Genomic DNA, 20467 nt, shown 5'->3' on the forward strand with positions numbered 1-20467 from the left:
TGTATTAGACTGCAAAGTTGCAAAATCAAGTCCGTTTCATTTCAAAAAACCGTGTAATTGACTATATTTCAATAATTTCAAAGAACTATTTATCCACTTTTACGGGACAGTAGTGAGTTTGTCTTTTCAATTTCACTTTTCTTAAAATCATTCCGACCAATGCACCGGCAACAAGCAGGATTGTCAAGCCTGCCAACGCTCCCCAGTCTACCTCGTCTATTCCTTTCACTGCCGTACGGCCATTGACAGTAGCGATAATTCCCAAAATAGCAATCAGGGCATTGGCGAGGAAAAGCAATTCCAGCCGAAGTTCTTTTTCGGGCAGTAACCAGCGCAAAAGGAAGCTCCCGGCAGGTATCAATACGAATACCGCCGCTGCCATGCTCCAGGCAATCAGGGAAAAGGATACCCCGGGAAAGGAGAATATCAATGCAACCAAGCCGCAGAACAGTACCGGAAAAACTAAAATACCCGGAAACCAGCGCAGTGCCTTATAAGCCCATAGCACGCGCTTCTTCACAGGTCCGGCACTTTGGATATGTGCAGCCAGCATGCAGAAGGTCATCTGCAGAACCACTTCCACGCTCAGTACAACGGAGGTATCGAGCATCAGTGCAGGATTAGCCAGCCAGTCGGCAATCTGGGTTTTGGACTGCTCGATAGCATAAGGCCACATCAGCCCTACAAACAAGGCACAGATGACGGATATTACCAGCACCGACCTTAATTTACGATAAGTTTGCTTCAACATGAAGTTGAAGCAAACCAATATCATAAGTACAAAAACAACCGTTTCCATTATTCCTGTAGTTTTTTACGACGATGACGGACGAGCAACAGCAGTACGACGATAGCAAGCACTACTACCAAACCGACTATCATATTGCTCAGTACATTGGTCTGTTCTTCTGCGGTAGAAGCCATCTCCTCTTTTTTCATCACCATCCCTTTCTTGTCATCGGATGCGGCAACTTCACGTATCTGAACAATGTTTTTCTTATATTCCGCCGCTGCCTGCGCATCGGTTTTCGAAGCAATGAACTGCCTTAACTTGGCATTGTCGCAAACAAAGCCGGAACAGGAGGGTTTGTACTTGTTTACCAAATCAGTATGCAACTTGGCTATATCGGCCACTTGCTGCTCGCTGGCTCTCCACATCCCCTTGCGCACAGTTTCCAGCATAACAGCAGTCATCTCCTCCAAAGCTGCCGGATTCTGTTGCTCGAAATATTCCTGCAAGCCCAGGCCGAACTTATCCTTTACGTACACATTATATATCTCATCCCACATTTCCTTATCGATAGCTTTGGGCTTCATCACATTCCAGCCATATGTGTTTTGTACAATCTCGGCAAATGTATTTGCAGCACCTGCTTCTCCTTTCATTTTCTCCTTGATATAGGTAGGATTGAAGATAGTCGTACGGCTCTCCACTCCGATAGCTTCCTTGACCTCCTGCATGCGGAAGTTGTTGCGATTGCGGTAATCGCTCAGGTAAGCATCCGGGTCTTTTCCCGTCACATTACGAACAGCCAGGTTGAGCCCGCCCATAAACTCGTACACGTGGTCGAGGCTCAATGCTCCCCACGTATTACTCTGGCGAGGCTGTATAACCGCATCCGTACGTGTCAGCGCAGCTTCGAAAGCGAATTGACGGAAGGCTTCCCAGTTCTTTTCACTACCATAGTAAGCACCCATATTGTTCAAATAGGTATCTGCTATTTCTTTCTCGCTTTCCCAACGGTCACCGCTCATCACCATACCCTGGATACCGGTTCCATAACCGCCGTTAGCTCCTCCGAACACGCGGAACGTAGAAATCTCCCTGGCGTCTTTAGGAGTCAGACCTTTTTCTATCAATACCCGTTCTGCTTCGACCACTCCGGCAGCAACCTGATTTTCGTACTGGTCGTCTTTTGCATGGGCAGCCATTTCAACCGCTCGGTTAATAAGGAACAGGCGGGAAGCTGCAATGTCCCTCAACTGCCCGCTCGTCTGTACTACCACATCGATACGCGGGCGTCCCAGCTCTTTCGAGGGGATGAGTTTCAAATCCGTAACACGGCCGAAAGCATCCCGCAGAGGTTCCACACCCAGCATATAGAGTATCTGGGCGATAGTGGCCCCTTCCGTCTCGATGAACTCGCCGCTCCACAGCGTATAGCTTACTTTACGGGGAATGCTATCATTGTGCCAGCGTTTATACATCTCGATTGTATTATTTGCCAACTGTATGCCTTTCTCCCATGCCGCCTCGCTCGGGGTAGCCTCTGCATTGATTCCATAGAGGTTGCGTCCGGTAGGCAAGGTATTGGGATTTACTATCGGGTCGCCCCCCGGTGAAGGCTGGGTATATCCGCCGTTCAATGCATTCGTCATGCTGAGCAGTTCTTTTTCCGGACTTTCTATAAGTGCCTTTTTATATTCTCCGACATTTTTAATTGTGCGCTCGACTTCCATGACTGCCAAAGCAAAAGTGATTTCTTTTTTGGTATATTCTACGGAAGAAGGCATTTTCTTCATTGGGGCTTTCTCTCCGTCTCCCATAGCCATCATCATCGCCATCATGCCCTGCGGCGCATTACGCGATTTTTCCATCTTCCGGGCTTTGGCAAGTTCGTCGGGCGTGATATCCGCCACACGGCAGATGAGCTCGTCCGTTCCCAAAGCCGGATTAGCCAGCAACCGGGTTACTAAAGTACGGGCAGGATTCAGATAATGCTGTGTGAACAAAGCGCGGTGTTTCACCGTTTTTTCGTCGGCGCGTTTGCGGAGTTTGTCCAGGGCAAGCAGGCTGTATGCAATCGGTTCGGTAGCCATGGCGTACACGCTGCTCTTAATGCGCGCATCTTCATAAGGAATGCCCATTGTATAAAGCTGTCCCGTTATTTTCTCCGTAGCCAGTTCCTCGGCAAAATTCTCGATACGCAAAATCTCGTCTTCCGTATAAGGAACGGTGAGTACGCTGTCCAGTTCCAGCTCGCGGTGAATACCCAGCTTCACCGCCACTGCCTTCACAGCCAAAGAAGCACGGCGCAAATCGACTTCGCTACGCATATCTTTCCGGGATTCCTGTTTGTGCGCACCGTTAGAACAAGCACTGACAGCATTATTGTATATCTTAATTTTCTCCACAAGTTCACGATAGATACCACGGACACTGCTCTCGAGGAACGGAGGGGTGAGGTAAGACTGCAAGCCTGCATATGCCCTGCGTTTGGCTATCATACCTTCTCCCACATTTCCTATCGAATAAATATAGAAATGAGGCAAAGCGCCTACCAGCCGGTCGGGCCAGTCGTTACTACTCAAAGCAACCTGCTTTTTCGGCGTAAATTCCAGACTGCCATGAGTACCGAAGTGAATCAACGCATCGGCCTTAAAACCGAACTGCGTCCACAAATAAGATGCAATATAAGTGTGAGGAGGTGCGGCATCCGTACCATGAACAATCTTAAACGCATTGTCTCCCTTTCCGGCGGCATTTTGCGGCAGCAACACCACATTCCCGAACTGTAAGCGGGCAACTCCCAGACGTCCGTCGCCGGTAGCCATATACTCACCGGGAAATTCTCCGAAGGAAGATACGACTTCCGCATATTTTTCCGGCCTGAGTACTTTCCTTACCCAACTTTCATACTGTTCTTTGGTAATCAGCTCGGGACGCCCGTTCTTCATGAAGTTGTCGAAAGCTCCTTCCGCATACGTTCCGAACACAGCTCCCTGTGCTTGTATCATACGTTCCAGTTCTTTGGAGGATGCCGGCAAGCCGTCTACCTTATACCCTTCTTTCTTCAAATGCAGCAATAGGTTGTAAAGCGAAGGGGCAACTTCCATACCGGCAGCAGCCATTGCGTTCTGTCCCGGGCCTTTATAATAATAAATCGCCACGCGCTTTTCATTATTGGGCTTGTTCTGCAACTTGATATAGTTATTCACCGTCTCTACAAAAGTTTCCAAACGTTCGGGAATGGCAAAAGCATGCTGCAATCCTTCTTCATCCCTATAATGTCCGAACAAAGCGAAAGGACGGATAGCCCCGTCTATTTCGGGGGTTACGACACTTTGCGAGAGAAATCCGCCGCTCATTCCCATTTTGTCGTTCTCCCACTCTTCTACGAGCCGGTTTACATTCAGCGGAGTAAACAACGGGATATTCTGTTGTGTCAGGTAATCCACGATATAGTCTCCCATGCGCCCGTGCGCCATATTGATGACTGCCGAGGGGGATACCGAATCAATTTGGTGCCTGCCAATGAAGCCTTTCATACTCCGTACCGGATAAACGACATTACCCGTCTCCTCCAGTTTCCGGATAAGGTCTGCCGGTTCGCCCATCATACCAGTGATTATGATACGGGGAGCTCCCTCTTGCAACAGCCCGTTTTCCTGCAGGAAAGCATTGTATCCGGCTATCGTATTGAAACCGAGTTCTTCATCATCCGGCTTCTTCGGGTCGGCATGATATATCATATCATTGGAGCGTTCTGTTACAGCTTCAGGTTCGTCTACCGAAATAAGCTTACCATCGATATGCTTACGTACATAATTCAGCATGCTACGGTAGTTACGGCGCCCGCCATTCCCCAGATAACTTCTCAAAGTGTCGGCCTGGATAGAGTCCAGCGAAATTATCTCATTGGCAGGATTGGTGGCGGAAGTGGTCAGAATGGGCAAGCCGCCGTCAGCAGCCTTCTTTATCTGCGCACGCTGTTCTTCCGTTATTCTCATCCCCATGGCATTGATAAATACCATGTCATAAGAAGTCAGTTTATCCAGTTCGTCGGTACTGACTTCTGCTATCTTTATAAACGAATTATCATTAGCCTTGGATATTTGTCCGAGACTGATAACTTGATAATTGACAAATGCTACTCTTGTAGAACTGAACCATAAGTTCCAGATACCTATAAGCAGCAACACGAGGACGGCCGCACAGCCGCTCCCCAATAGTTGTTTTTTCTTCATATCGATATTTTAATATTTATAACCCGAACATATCTGCAATATTAAGATTTACGGTTCCTATTACACTGATTCCTTTTTGCGGAACCTGCAGGGAACTATCGGCAGCCTTGTCTTTATAATTGAACAGGTTATCGATACCCAGATTGAGGGATATGCCTTTCGGAAGGGTAACTCCGGTATTCAACGAACACATCGTACGTGCATCGTAAGTGGTTATTTCATACGCATAAGTACCGTCATCATTTTGGTTTCTTGTATAAGTATCGAACTTTGCCCCCCACTGCCCGTTCAGCGAACAGTTAAAACCTATCTTTCCGAACTTATGCGAATACATAGCATTGAAAGTTGCCGTATGCGGGCGCACCAAAGAAGTATTCCGTCCGTCAACCTCTTCATAGTCGTTCGTATAGGCATAAGAACCTGTCAATATCAGCCCGAAACCAAAACGATAGCGCAAAATTGTCTCCAAGGCCGTAGTTTTGGCGTTATCGGCATTTACATATTGCATGTCGCTCGAACCGTCGCCCAATGACATATAGGCTATCTTGTTCCTGAAACGGTTGTGGGCAAAAGAAACCGACATGTTCAGCCCTCCCTTGGTAAACTCGCCGGACAGAGAGACTTGATTGCTGGTTTCCGGTTTCAAATCCGGATTACCGTACAGCATGAACCAACCCATACCACCCATATCGTATGCCTGGTAGAGTTCTTTCAGAGAAGGCGAACGGAATCCTTGTGCATAACCGGCACGGAAAGAGACATGGTCGCAAAAATGCCACAGTAAAGAAACCTTTGGAGTGACATGCCAATGATATTTCTCATGATAGTCGGCACGTACTCCCGCCACGATATTCAGCTCATCGAGGATATCCCAGTCTTCCTGCGCATAGAAAGCGTACAACTGGTTGTTAACATGGGAGCTGTCTTCCAGCATATAATGTTTCAGGTACTCAAAGTCACCTTCGAACCCGACACTGACAGTATGCTTGCCGAATGTTCCGGTATAATCGATACGCGGTGTCTGCTTGATATTACGGTAATCCGTAGTTTTCTTTCCGGATAAGAAATAGTCCTGGTTCTTCTGATAATTATCATAAATATATCCTATTACAAGTTGCTGTTTTTCTCCGGGAAGATATGTTACCTTACCGTTCAAGGTATAATCAAGGAATATGTCCTGGTACATCTTGCCCACACGCTTGTCCCGTTTATTGCGGTAAAACGAACCTTTCAAATCCGCATTTAGCTTTTCATTGCAGGTATATCCTATTTTCTGCAAAAAATCCCAAATGTTGTATCCGTAGACCGTGGTGGAACCGGCATCTGCCTGCTTCTCTGCCGAAGAACCGTCACTTCCTTCCGTTACGGTGGTCTTACCTACCTCATCACCTATCTCATAAGTATCTTTTGTACGATAGGTAAGGCTGGTATAAGAAGTAAGACGATTTTTCTTCACACCGGTAGAAGCTGTATATTTCTGTCCGTTGGAACCGGCATAACGTGCATTCAAATTTCCGCTAAAGGGACGATTGGCGGTCTTTGTAATGATATTGATGACTCCACCCAATGCATTGGAACCATAGATTGTGGACTGGGCTCCCTTAATGACTTCTATACGTTCGATATCGTCTACATTGAAACGGGTAAAATCAACATTATGGTCGGCTCCTTCCCCACTTACGCGTTCGCCGTCTATCAAAAACAGCATATACTCTCCGTCCATGCCTTGATAAGATATCTCAGGCATCTGACTCATGGAATTATACCCAATCTGCAAACCCGGCAGTTCGTATTGCAGCAAAGTTTCGACATTCATCGGATTGAGTGCCTGAATCTCCTTTTGAGATATTACACGCGTCAGTACAGGTACCTCTTTCAACGGTTTTGCAACAAACGAACCGGTTACCACTACATCATTCAGTTGATTAGAAGAAGGAACCAATCGGATATGCAGTCGCGGCGGACGTACAGCCGGAACCGCTTTTACTTCCTGAGATTCGTATCCTATGAATGAAACCAACAGCGTATATTCTTTCGCATTTTCCAAACGGATAACAAATTCACCGTCGCTATCCGTGCCTGCTCCGAAAGTAGTTTCCAGCACCCTAACCGTAGCTCCAGGCATTGGCTGCCCGTTTTCATCTACGACATCTCCCAATATGGAATAGCGATAACGGTTGCTATCCCTTTCGTCCACTTCCTCCGCAAAGACAGTGGGCACTGCCGCTGCCAGCAAAAAAAGTAAGGAACAAAGAACCCGTCTCATTCTTATTTAATCGGGATAAATTCGTAATTGAATGTAACAAAACCGCTCTTATTCGTTTCAGAGTTTCCTGCAACTGTAAATTGAAGCTTCGCCCAACTGCCGTCCTTACACTTCAAAACTATCACATGCATTGTCGGTTCATAAATAGTAGGAGGCATACTACCTGTCTCCGTCTTTTTCACCCAACTGCACAACACTTTGTTCACAGTTGCAGTCTTGGCGTAACCGACGTTGCCTTGCATCATTTTGCTCATATCGGTGATGATGGCATATTCTTCATCCTCGTTTGTTATGTTTTCATCCGCTTTATAGTCTCCTTCAGGCAACTCCGTAATTTCATTCATATTTGTTTTCTCCGTATCGAAAACCATGCCACCGTTTGTTTTTATCTCATAACGGTGTATGGCGATATGCCATTCGATACCGATAGTTTCCTTCGCTTTTGGCTCGCTTACCGAACCATCCGTATAAATCCATTCGCTTGTATCCGGATGTATTTCCGTTTCTCCGGTTTTCAGATTTACATAAGTCCATTTATCATAGGCAGATACATCCAGATTCGTTTTCGTACCTCCAACTCCGTCTCCCCATTGACTACCCTTATTATCGTCATCACTGCATGCTGCTCCTAATAAACCGATGGCCGCCATGACCAATACATCTTTAATTTTCATTTTAGCTTATTCCTTTTTAGCGTTAATAAATTAATTTTCACGCTGCAAAGTTAGATCGCACAGGTAGCTGGCACAATACCGATAAATAACTATATTAAAAACAATAATACCCACAAATAGTAAAAAAGTGCTGCCTGCACCTTCACAGGCGCAGGCAGCACAAACCACAAATACAAATACAACTAAACAAAGTTTTTCCTTAGATAATTCCCTGACCCATCATGGCGTGGGCTACTTTCATGAAGCCGGCGATATTAGCACCCTTCACGTAATTGATGTAGCCGTCGGGGTCTGTTCCGTATTTCACGCACTGAGCATGGATACCGTGCATAATGGCATGAAGTTTCTCGTCTACCTCAGCCGCACTCCAACTGAGATGCATTGCATTCTGTGACATTTCCAATCCGCTGGTAGCCACACCGCCTGCATTCACAGCCTTACCCGGTGCATACATAATCTTGTTTTCAATAAAGAGGTCGATAGCTTCGGGGGTACATCCCATATTGGAGATTTCACCCACACAAGTCACCTTATTATCAATCAGATGCTGTGCATCTTCCCCATTCAACTCATTCTGCGTTGCACAAGGCAAAGCAATATCGGCTTTCACCTCCCACGGACGTTTGCCGGGAACGAAAGTAGAGCCGGGGAATTCATCGGCATACGGAGCTACGATATCATTGCCCGATGCACGGAGTTCCAACATATAATCTATCTTCTTGCCACTGATGCCGTTCGGGTCATAGATATAACCGTCGGGACCGGAAATCGTAATGACCTTAGCACCCAACTGGGTAGCCTTGGTAGCTGCACCCCAAGCCACATTTCCGAAACCGGAGATAGCAACCGTCTTACCCTTGATATCTATACCTTTGGTTTCCAGCATCTGGTTTACAAAATACAATCCACCGAAACCGGTTGCTTCAGGACGTATCAATGAACCGCCGAATTCCAGACCTTTACCTGTGAAAGTACCTGTAAATTCGCGTGTCAGTTTCTTATACATACCGAACATATAGCCCACTTCACGGCCACCTACACCAATATCACCGGCGGGTACGTCCATATCCGGACCGAGGTGACGCCACAATTCCAACATGAAAGCCTGACAGAAACGCATCACTTCCGCATCGCTCTTACCGCGCGGAGAGAAATCGGAACCGCCTTTACCGCCACCCATAGGCAGAGTGGTCAAAGCATTCTTGAAAGTCTGTTCAAACCCCAAGAACTTCAAGATAGAGAGGTTTACTGAAGCGTGGAAACGAATACCGCCTTTGTACGGGCCGATAGCATTATTGAACTGTACGCGATAACCGAGATTAGTCTGCACCTCGCCTTTATCATCCACCCACGTAACACGGAAAGTAAAAATACGATCGGGTTCAACCAACCGTTCTATGATTTTCGCTTTCTCGAACTCAGGATGCTGATTGTAGATATCTTCGATAGAAAGAAGTACTTCCTTTACGGCTTGAAGATATTCAGACTCGCCGGGATGCTTTGCCTCCAAAGAGGACATGATACGTTCGATATTCATAATATTACGTTTTAAAGGTTATTACCTTGTTAACTATTTGTTGCCTGAACAAAATGTCAATAAACAACACTGCAAATATAGGAAAACTTTTCAAAACACCTAAACATTGCAGCAATATTTTGATTAAATAATGATAAAACGTCAAATCACATAGAATATAAAAGAACAACAAACAAAAAAGCAGGGGACAACTGTATAAACTGCTTGCAAAGGTAATTCTTTATCCTTCATTCCTCATTCTTCATTTAAATTGCTACTTTTGTCCTCCGAACTAATAAACCATGAGAAAACATGCTCAGTAAGTTTAAATTAAACCAGCTCTATTTCAAAGATACGCAGTTTGCCAACCTCATGACGCGACGTATCTTCAATGTGCTTTTAATCGCCAATCCTTATGATGCTTTCATGCTGGAAGACGACGGCCGTATCGACGAAAAAATCTTTAATGAATATACTTCACTCTCCCTGCGCTATCCGCCGCGCTTTACACAGGTATCTACTTGCGAGGAAGCATTGTCCCAACTATCGTCCATGCCATACGACCTTATTATATGTATGCCGGGAACGGGAGATAATGAGGGATTTGACGTAGCGCGAACCATCAAGGGACAATACGAGCACATCCCTATGGTAATTCTGACCCCGTTCAGCCACGGCATCACCAAACGCATTGCCAACGAGGATCTCAGTTCGTTCGATTATATCTTCTGCTGGCTGGGGAACACCGACTTGCTGGTTTCCATCATCAAGCTGATAGAGGACAAGATGAATCTGGAACACGACGTCAGTGAAGTGGGCGTACAGATTATTCTTCTGGTAGAAGACGGTATCCGTTTCTACTCCTCTATCCTGCCCAATCTTTATAAATTTGTATTGAAACAGAGCCAGGAGTTTTCCACTGAAGCATTGAATGCCCACCAACGTACACTACGTATGAGAGGGCGCCCTAAAATCGTCCTTGCACGTACCTACAACGAAGCAATCGGCATATACGAAAAATACAAGAACAACATACTGGGAGTTATCACCGACGTCCGCTTCCCTCGCGTTGAACGCGGTGAGAAAGACGCACTCGCTGGTATCAAGCTGTGTGCCGCCATACGGAAAGAAGACCCGTTTGTTCCATTGATTATACAATCGTCCGAATCGGAGAACGTGTCGTACGCAGCCAAATACGATGCGGCTTTTATCGATAAGAATTCAAAGAAAATGGACGTAGACCTGCGCCGTATCGTATCGGACAATTTCGGTTTCGGCGACTTTATCTTCCGCAACCCCGACACACTGGAAGAGATTGCCCGCGTCAAGAATCTGAAAGAACTTCAGAATATCCTCTTTGCCGTACCGGCAGAATCGTTCCTCTATCATATCAGCCGCAACCATGTGAGCCGCTGGCTCTATTCACGCGCCATGTTTCCCATTGGCGAGTTCTTGAAACCTATTACGTGGAACAGTCTTCAGGATGTGGATGCCCACCGCAAAATCATCTTTGAAGCAATTGTAAAGTACCGCAAGATGAAAAACCAGGGTGTGGTAGCTGTTTTCAAACGCGACCGTTTCGACCGTTACTCGAACTTTGCCCGTATCGGCGACGGTTCACTGGGCGGCAAAGGCCGTGGCCTGGCATTCATTGACAACATGGTGAAACATCATCCGGAATTCGACGAATTTGAAAATGCCCGCGTTGCCATACCCAAAACGGTAGTACTGTGTACGGATGTGTTCGATGAATTCATGGAGACTAACAACCTGTATCAGATAGCCTTGTCCGATGCCGACGACGATGTGATTCTCCGCTACTTTCTGAAAGCCAAACTGCCCGACCGTCTGGTTGAGGACTTTTTCACTTTCTTCGATGTGGTAAAATCACCTATTGCCATCCGCTCTTCCTCACTATTGGAAGACTCGCATTACCAACCTTTCGCCGGTATATACAATACTTATATGATTCCTTATCTGGACGATAAGTATGAAATGCTCCGTATGCTCAGTGATGCAATCAAAGGAGTCTATGCTTCTGTATATTTCCGCGATTCAAAGGCTTATATGCAAGCCACAAGCAATGTCATCGACCAGGAGAAAATGGCCGTAATCCTGCAGGAAGTGGTCGGCAATCAGTATGGCGACCGTTATTACCCGTCCATGTCGGGCGTGGCGCGTTCGCTCAACTATTATCCTATCGGAGACGAAAAAGCTGAAGAGGGTATTGTCAACCTGGCACTCGGGCTGGGCAAATACATCGTAGACGGCGGTATGACTCTCCGGTTCTCTCCCTATCACCCCAACCAAGTTCTGCAAACCAGCGAAATGGAGATTGCGCTCAAAGAAACCCAAACACGTTTTTATGCACTCGACCTGCGTAACGCCGGACATGACTTCTCCATTGACGATGGTTTCAACCTATTGAAATTACACGTAAAAGAGGCCGAGAAAGACGGTGCTCTCAAATATATAGCTTCCACCTACGACCCTTACGACCAGATAATCCGTGACGGTTTATATCCGGGCGGGCGCAAGGTTATCACCTTCGCCAATATCTTGCAGCATGATGTATTTCCTCTGCCCCGCATTTTGCAATTGGCATTGAAATACGGACAGCAGGAAATGCGCCGTCCTGTAGAAATCGAATTTGCAGCTACCATGAACCGTGAAAAGGACAAGACCGGGACGTTCTACCTGTTGCAAATACGCCCGATTGTCGACAGCAAGGAAATGCTTGACGAGGACCTCACAGCCATTCCCGATGAAAAACTGCTGCTACGATCCAATAATTCATTAGGGCATGGCATAATGAATGAATTACAGGATGTAATTTATGTAAAGACCGACAACTACAGCGCTTCCCACAATCAGGAAATAGCCTGGGAGATAGAAAAATTGAACCAGCAATTTTTGGACGAGGGCAAGAACTATGTACTGATAGGGCCGGGACGTTGGGGCAGCAGTGATACCTGGCTCGGTATTCCCGTTAAATGGCCCCACATCAGTGCAGCGCGTATCATTGTAGAAGCAGGACTGACGAACTATCGTGTCGATCCTAGCCAGGGAACACACTTTTTTCAGAACCTGACTTCATTCGGAGTAGGCTATTTCACAATCAATGCTTTCATGAATGACGGTGTGTATAATCAAGACTTTCTGAATGCGCAACCTGCTGTATATGAGTCCAAATACCTGCGTCACGTGCACTTTGAACATCCTATAACCGCCAAAATGGACGGAAAGAAGAAACAGGGAGTAGTATTGCTACCCTCATGATAAGATTTTATGTCTAAAACAAGATTAAAACCAGATTAATCAACTATTCTTTTTTTGAGAAAAATGGGACAAATGATGTCCCATTTTTCATTTATAACTGCAAAACAAGGCGATAAGCGCTAATTATCTCATCTAAAAAACATATTTTTGTACCCGACTTCAAGAATTAGCAGGTAAAAAGATAACCAAACACTGTTGTTAATGGGTAAAAAATATACAACTTTTCTAACCCTGTTTACAGTAATATGTATTACATTGACCGGATGTGAGCGGGAGAATGAACAAACTGCAAACCAGGGCAGACTTAATCTGAAATTAGCAGTTGATACAAATGTAGAAAACATGGTAACACGTGCTACCGCTGATGAAGAGACATTACCCGACATCAACGACTTCTCAATTGCCGTTCTTCAAAATAATAATGTACAACTTACCTGGAACAGGTATGCCGACTTTACAGACGGAACGGAAATTGCAGCCGGCAACTATACACTAAAGGCCACTTATGGAAACATAGAAACCCAAGGTTTTGAAGCCCCTTACTACGAAGGAGCAAAAGAGTTCTCCATAAAAAAGAACGAAAGTACAAACATATCGGTCATATGTTATCTTGCCAATGTAAAAGTTACGACAGAATACACGGAACTTTTCAAAAAATATTTTACAGACTACACCGTAAACATACGCCCTGCCGGCAGTACGGACATCTCGTTCGACAAGAATGAAACAAGGGCCGCATACGTAAAGCCTGGCAAGATAAGCATTTACCTGTCAGGAAGCAAACAACAAGGAAACAAAGTCACATTTGAAGCCGCTACCATAGAGAATGCAAAGGCACGCCAGCATTACCGTCTGAAATTTGACGTACAAGCAGGGGGTACGGAATTGGATGTATCATTCACGGACGAAACGGAAAGAGTGCCGATAACCATAGATATTTCGGACGATGCCTTGAACACACAGCCACCGTTCTTTACGCCAACGGGGTTTGAATCGGGAGTTGCCCGGGAGTTAACGGAATGGACAGAACCCGAATCCCCTTTATCAGCCTTGCTGACGGCGCGTGGCGGAATATCCAAATGTGTCTTGACAACCCGCTCTCCTTCTCTGTTAAGCAAGGGATGGCCTGCCGAGATTGATCTGGTAAATCCGGAACCAGGCATGCTTACCACATTACAAGATTTGGGGCTGGAGTTAAAAGGATTAAGTGCCAATGTCGATAAAATGGCAATATTGGACTTCACAAAAGTACTGGTCAATATATCTCATTCGGAAACAGACGAAGAAAATACATTTACCTTGACCGCAACAGACAAATTGAGTAAAGTAAACAAAGAGCCATTGGTACTCAAAATCAAATCTCTGCCTAATGGTTTTGACGTAGCCAAGCCTATGAATGCCGAACGTGGAAGCACTACCATACTGCTGACCGTCATTTTGAAAGGGGACATATCCAAAGTCAGCTATCAATATCAGGCATACGGCTATTGGCAACCTTTAGTTCCTACAAGCATAGAGAGCGACAAAGATACGCACCAAGTAACCATCACGTTCAAAGACGGGTTACAGGAACCTCAACAGATAAAAGTAATTGCGGGAGATAAAGAAAAGACCGTGACAGTAGGAATCGGTGAATCATCCTGTTCCCTGACTGCTCCCGAAGGAGATGTATGGACTAAAAAAGCCACTCTCTATTTGGTTGGAGACACGGAGGGAACAACCGAATATCTGAAGACGGTTAAGGATATTACCGTAAAATGCAGAAAAGCGTCAGGAGACTGGTTTTCTCCATCACAAGAAAAAATAAAAAATGCGGTTGAGGTTAGCGGATTAGAGCCTGGCACCGATTACATATTTAAAGCCGTAATAGATGGAACCAATACAATTACCGTCAAGAATGAAGTATCCGTAAAAACCGAAGAAGCACTACAGATACCCAATTCCGGTTTTGAAGACTGGCATACAGATTCCGATACACGGTGGTCTGCTGGGACTTTTGGAGATTTCACCCACTATTTTTATTACCCTTATACTAAAGGTGCTACTGATATATGGTGGAATACAAACAACAAATATTCCCAAGCATGGGTTGTGGCACCGGTACAGACAACAACCTGTCCGGCCGTTATCTATGTAAAAGACGCAAAAAGCGGTGCTAAAGCAGCGGAGATTCACACAGCCGGTTCCGGCGGAGGATATTCGAGTACCCCTGTCACGATGTACCCCGAGGGAGCAAAAGCAGGACGCTTATTCATAGGGACCTATAATTGGAGTGACAAGAAAGAGACCGTAACAACTGGACATCTTTTCACCTCCCGACCCTACGGAATGAAATTCTGGTATAAATACACTCCCTATCAGACAGACAACTTTAAAGTTGAAATCGAGATACGCAGCGGGAATAAAGTCATAGCAGGCGGCTCGTACATATCAGAAGCCGCAAGTTCTGCAGACAGCGAATATCAGGAAGCATATATCAACCTCGACTACCAAGGAAATATGGAAAAAGCAACTGACATATATGTCAATATTCTATCAACAACCAAAACCTCTTTCGGCAGTGACGATTTACAGAAAGCCGGAACAATTGATTTGACAGATTGTGCAACAGGCTGGACCACCCATTTAGGCAGCCGCCTCAAAATAGACGATTTAGAACTTATATATGAATAACAAAATATGAAGAAATCAAACACCCTGTTTACTCTGGCATTCTTTGCTATTCTGGTATTCTCTTCATGCGAACGCGAGCAATGGGGAAACGCCCAAAAAGGTCCTGACGACATAGACAATCGTGCCGAAGGTCAAATAGGACTGTCTGCATTAAAAGTCTCCGTAGACGAGAAAACAGCTACTACAGTTACCCGTGCAGGAATCAATACCGACAATTTCATTATCCGCATTTACGATATGGATAAAGAAGGAAAAATGGTGCAAGAGTGGAAATGCAGCGAGATGCCCGAAATATTCACGCTAAAGGTAAGCCATTACAGTATCACAGCCATGTCTCACGAAGTACAACCGGCAGAGTTCGAAAAGCCCTATTACTTCTCCAAACAGGATTTTGAAATTACTGAAAATACGGTAACGGATCTTAAAGAACTGGTTTGTACCTTGAATAATATCAAGGTAAGAATAGCCTATGACAGCGAACTTCAAAAGCTGTTGGATGAAGACTCCAAAGTCCAGGTATCCGTCGGTGAAGGGCGTTTGGAATATGCAAAAGACGAAACACGTGCAGGATATTTCAAATCCATCGGTGAAACCAACATTCTGATTGCCGACCTCAGCGCAACCATTCAAGGAGAGAAAGTTACGATGTCCAAAGCCTTCATCGACGTCCTTCCCGGTGAAGAACGTATCATTAAATATTCGATGAAACAAAACAGCGGTGGTGACGGCGACAATGGAGAGATTGGAAAGGTCGACATCCAGATAGATGCAACATGTGAGGTTGTAGAGAAAGACATAACCATAGCCCCGGGAGAAGAAGAGCCGCTACCCGAACCCGAACCGAATCCCGAACCGAGTCCCGGAACCAAACCGGCAATCACCGGCAAAGGTTTCGATATTACCCAGAGCATAACCATACCACCCGGTGTCTCAACGGACAATCCCTATCCTGTAATTGTAAAAATAGCGGTACCGGAAGGTATCCGGAATTTAGAGATAGGAATAACTTCCAGCAGTACCGATTTTGCAAATGCCATTTCCGATTTGGGACTCACCGACTTTGACTTGGCAAACCCGGGAGCGTTAATCGGAATACTCCAGAACTTAGGTCTACCCTATGGGGATAAAGTTACCGGTAAAACCGATATTGACTTTGATATCAGTGGATTTACAGGATTATTGGTGGGCTTTCCCGGAACCCACAGATTCAATCTAAAGGTTACGGATAACAAAGGAAACACGGCATCCGCAATATTAGCCCTTATCGTAAATTAAGCAAAGCACAATGCCAAAGAGATACTTCAAATATTATCTGACAGCCATAACAGTGATTTCATTTATCGCCTGTTCGGAAAAGTACACCTTGAACGGAGAGGGAATGCTTCATTTGAAAGTAGGTGTAACCGACCAGGTGAAAGTTACAACCCGTTCTATGACCGATGAATTACAGGATTCTTTACAACGCCACTGTACAATCGACATCCTTAATGAAAAGGGAACCGTCCGCCGGTACAAAGGAGTAAACGAACTTCCGGAAGCGCTTTACCTCTCTGCCGGCAGCTACACAGCCCTTGTTACGGCAGGCGACTCAGTACCCGCTTCTTTCGAAACTGTATACTATAAAGAAGAACGTCCCTTCCACATTAACAGCGGCGAAGTTACCAACCTGGAGCTAACTTGCGGCATCGCCAATACGGTAGTTGCCGTAAAATATGATGAAGCATTGAGCTCCGTATTCCAAACCTATAAAGTTACGGTATCCACTGCAGACGGTACTTTAGATTATCTTCCCGAAACCAAAGACTCCATCGGCTACTACATGCTGCCGGCGGGCAATACTAAGCTGCAATGGCATCTGGAAGCAACCATGCCCAACGGAAAAAGCTATACAAAAGAAGGAAACATTCCGGATGCGCAATCCGCCTATCGCTACGACTTGTCCTTCAACTTCATACCGACAGACTACGCAGACGGTGGCGGTACGGTAAAAGTCAGTGTCAACGCCAATCCGATAAGAGAAATAACCGATGAAGTACAGATTTATCAACGACCTATCTTCCGCGGCGAAAACTTCGATATAACCTCTTCCGCATTCTATGAAGTAGGCATGGGAACGGAATTATCGTATACCGTAACAAGTACATCCGTACTCAATGAACTGTCCATGTACTGCGAACAATTCGCACAATGCGGACTTCCCGTCCGGATGAACCTCATGAGACTGACGGAAATGGAAAGGGGGCGTTTGGAAGCTTCCGGTCTGTCATACAAATCCGAATACAATACCGGCAGCGATGTCGGTACGATGCGTGTGACGTTTTCAGACGGTTTAATGAAACATATCACAGCAAAAGAAGGGACTTATAACATAATATTACATGCTACCGATGTCCGCAACCGCACCAATGAAGGGGTATTATCCATATCCGCTTCCGATGCAGTGGTGCTGACCAAAGAGGTTACAGAAGGTGACATATGGACATCGAAAGCAGTCTTGCGGGGCGGTCTGATGAAAGAAACATCCGATCCCTTGATATTCCGTTACCGGATAACCGGCTCATCCGACTGGAAGGAAGTGGAAGCTGTGTTGAACGGTAAAGAAATGACAGCTGCCATCACCGGTCTGAAAGTGGCTACCACCTATGAATATGTAGCGGTTGCCGGAGAAAAGGCATCTTCCGTGGTTTGCAGATTCACTACGGAGAAAGCCACCCAACTTCCCAATGCCGGGTTTGAGAAGTGGCATGGTTCCAAGCCGACCTATGTATACGAATCCGGCGGAACGATGTTCTGGGATACCGGCAACCACGGTTCACAAAAGGCCGGAACGGATATAACCACCGCGGACGGTTCTGTAAAGCATGGCGGTAGCTACTCAGCCAAACTGGAATCCAAATTCGCCAGCATGTTAGGCATCGGGCAGTTTGCGGCTGGCAATGTATTTTCCGGCAAATACCTGGCTACCAATATGGATGGTGTCGTAGGTAATGGTGTACTGGGTTGGGGACGTCCGTTCGAATCTCGTCCTACGGCATTGCGCGGATATGTCCGCTACCAATCCAATACCGTGAACTACGACAACAGTTGCGAATTTATCGACAAAGGCGATCCGGATATAGGAAGCATCTTTATCGTATTGGGCAACTGGCCCGGCGAAACATACGGCGGAGAGACATGGCCTGTAATAGTCAGAACCAACTATAAGACTCCGGGCAGCGCACAACTGTTCGATGTCAACAGCGAGTATATCATAGGTTATGGTGAAAAGGACTTCACATCTTCGACAGAAGGAGAAGGAATGATTGAATTCAACATTCCGGTAGAGTACCGTTATACCAACCGGAAGCCGACAGCTATCATCATCGTAGCCTCATCCAGTAAGTACGGCGATTATTTCAGCGGTGGAACAGGAAGTACGATGTGGCTCGACGACTTCGAATTAGTTTATGAATAAAAACATCTGTGAAGTGAGACAAAAAGCAATCATCATAACATTAGCCCTGGCAGCTATCGCAGGCGGTAAAATCCAAGCGCAAGAATTCAAACGCCAAATCGAACAAAGCACATTTGTTCCCAAAGGCCAATGGATAGCAGGCAGTTCGATATCTTACTCCGAACATACCGAGGATAACTACCAGTTCCTGATTATCGACGGATTCAAATCCGACGGCTATACATTCAAAGTCAGTCCCCTGGTATGCTATGCGTTTAAAGACAATATAGCGGCCGGAGGCCGGTTTGCCTACAGCCGTTCATTGATAAAGATAGATGGCCTGACGCTGAATATCGATGATGACAATCAGTTTGACATCAACGACCTGTATCAGTTGAAACACACATATTCAGGTATGCTGATACTGCGCAACTACATCAGTTTGGGCAAAAGCAAGCGGTTTGCACTCTTTAACGAAACCCAGCTGGAATGGTCGGGCAGCCAATCCAGAGTAATAAACGGAAAGGACGAGTCGGTCACCGGAACTTTCGCCACAACCACCGGCATGAGCATCGGAGCAGCACCGGGCATTGTGGCATTCATCAACAACTATACTGCAGTAGAAGTCAGTATCGGTGTGCTTGGATTGAACTTCAGTAAAACCAAACAGACAACCAACCAGGTGTATCAAGGCGAACATTCGTCAAGTAGCGCCAATTTCAAGATAAACCTGTTTTCCATAGGTCTGGGACTGGCCTTTTATTTATAATCAAGGATGAAGAAGTTACTTATATATATGATGTGCATCATGGTGGGTATGGAAACAGTCCGGGCACAAGAAACGCAGGAAGCGTTATCCCAAGCGCACGACTCGTTACGGGTACGGACAGTTTATGTACACGACACGATATACATTGAACGGCCGGCTGTTGAAGCGACTCAACCGGACAGTTCGGAAATTATCTATACCAAACCGGTCGGACGCTTCGACCGGGGAATTATCAATTACCGTTTTATACCCAAAAAGAAATGGGTAGGCGGACTTACGTTCTCCTATATCAATTATGACGGCGAAGACAGCCGGATGCTGTTCTCATTGATAAAAGACTTTGATTGCAACTTCCGTACAATATCCGTCAGACCATTTGTAGGTTATGCATTCAAGGACAATGTCATAGTCGGACTCAAAGCCGGGTATAACCACACCGTAGCCGACCTGGGTAACATATCGCTAAACATTGACGACGATTTGAGTTTCGACCTCAAAGACATACGCTATTCGGAAGACTCGTATAGCATCGCACTGTTCCACCGTTCGTATGTGGGACTGGACAGAGGCAAGCGCTTCGGATTCTTCAATGAGAGTTCGCTTTCCTACAACAATGGCAGCAGCACTTTCACCCGTGGCAAGGACGAAGCATTGAAACGCACGGAAACCACCATACACGAGATACATCTGGGTTTGAATCCCGGTGTTGCCGTATTCATCATGGAGAATGTATGCGCCGAGATGTCATTCGGTGTTGTCGGCTTCAAGTACAGAATAGAAAAACAGAAGAACAATGAAGGTGAAACAGGCAAACGCACTGCCAGCGGCGCCGACTTCAAAATAAACTTGTTCAACATAAATATAGGAATTACACTTTGCCTGTAAGATA

11 protein-coding genes are annotated in these 20467 nt (G+C 45.8%); 6 read left to right on the forward strand and 5 right to left on the reverse strand.

The features are described from left to right. Positions 1–85 precede the first annotated feature (85 nt). The 5 genes from NQ565_RS16315 to gdhA form a co-directional block, all read right to left on the reverse strand. On the reverse strand, positions 86–799 hold the full coding sequence (locus NQ565_RS16315) for a hypothetical protein (RefSeq protein WP_005657081.1): 714 nt from the start codon (positions 797–799) through the stop codon (positions 86–88). After that, a complete protein-coding gene (locus NQ565_RS16320) occupies positions 799–4968 on the reverse strand; it encodes a cobaltochelatase subunit CobN (protein WP_005657083.1) in 4170 nt (1389 codons plus the stop codon). Before NQ565_RS16320 ends, NQ565_RS16315 begins: the two co-directional genes overlap by 1 nt. Before the next feature lie 16 nt (positions 4969–4984). Further along, complete coding sequence (locus NQ565_RS16325) at positions 4985–7234, reverse strand: TonB-dependent receptor (RefSeq protein ID WP_005657085.1); 2250 nt, start codon at positions 7232–7234, stop codon at positions 4985–4987. A 2-nt stretch (positions 7235–7236) separates the two neighbouring features. Then, entirely contained in the window at positions 7237–7908 is a 672-nt protein-coding gene (locus tag NQ565_RS16330) for an HmuY family protein (protein ID WP_005657087.1), read from the reverse strand. 199 nt (positions 7909–8107) lie between these two features. Beyond that, positions 8108–9445, reverse strand: coding sequence for an NADP-specific glutamate dehydrogenase (gene gdhA, locus NQ565_RS16335; RefSeq protein ID WP_005657089.1), 1338 nt, complete (start codon positions 9443–9445; stop codon positions 8108–8110). Positions 9446–9736: 291 nt separating this feature from the next. Here gdhA and NQ565_RS16340 point away from each other — a divergent pair, with 291 nt between their 5' ends. From NQ565_RS16340 to NQ565_RS16365, 6 genes are all read left to right on the forward strand, one after another. Continuing rightward, positions 9737–12703: a PEP/pyruvate-binding domain-containing protein gene (locus NQ565_RS16340; protein ID WP_005657091.1), complete on the forward strand. Its 2967-nt coding sequence runs from the start codon at positions 9737–9739 to the stop codon at positions 12701–12703. Positions 12704–12904: 201 nt separating this feature from the next. Beyond that, positions 12905–15376, forward strand: a complete 2472-nt coding sequence (locus NQ565_RS16345; protein WP_005657093.1) for a DUF4493 domain-containing protein — start codon at positions 12905–12907, stop codon at positions 15374–15376. 6 nt (positions 15377–15382) lie between these two features. Beyond that, positions 15383–16651, forward strand: coding sequence for a DUF4493 domain-containing protein (locus NQ565_RS16350; RefSeq protein WP_005657095.1), 1269 nt, complete (start codon positions 15383–15385; stop codon positions 16649–16651). Positions 16652–16661: 10 nt separating this feature from the next. Then, a complete protein-coding gene (locus NQ565_RS16355) occupies positions 16662–18830 on the forward strand; it encodes a DUF4493 domain-containing protein (RefSeq protein WP_005657097.1) in 2169 nt (722 codons plus the stop codon). A gap of 13 nt (positions 18831–18843) precedes the next feature. Next, positions 18844–19578, forward strand: a complete 735-nt coding sequence (locus tag NQ565_RS16360; protein ID WP_016661765.1) for a hypothetical protein — start codon at positions 18844–18846, stop codon at positions 19576–19578. A 6-nt stretch (positions 19579–19584) separates the two neighbouring features. Further along, a complete protein-coding gene (locus NQ565_RS16365; RefSeq protein ID WP_005657101.1) occupies positions 19585–20463 on the forward strand; it encodes a hypothetical protein in 879 nt (292 codons plus the stop codon). Positions 20464–20467: the final 4 nt, after the last annotated feature.

Source organism: Bacteroides stercoris ATCC 43183 (assembly GCF_025147325.1).
GTDB lineage: Bacteria > Bacteroidota > Bacteroidia > Bacteroidales > Bacteroidaceae > Bacteroides > Bacteroides stercoris.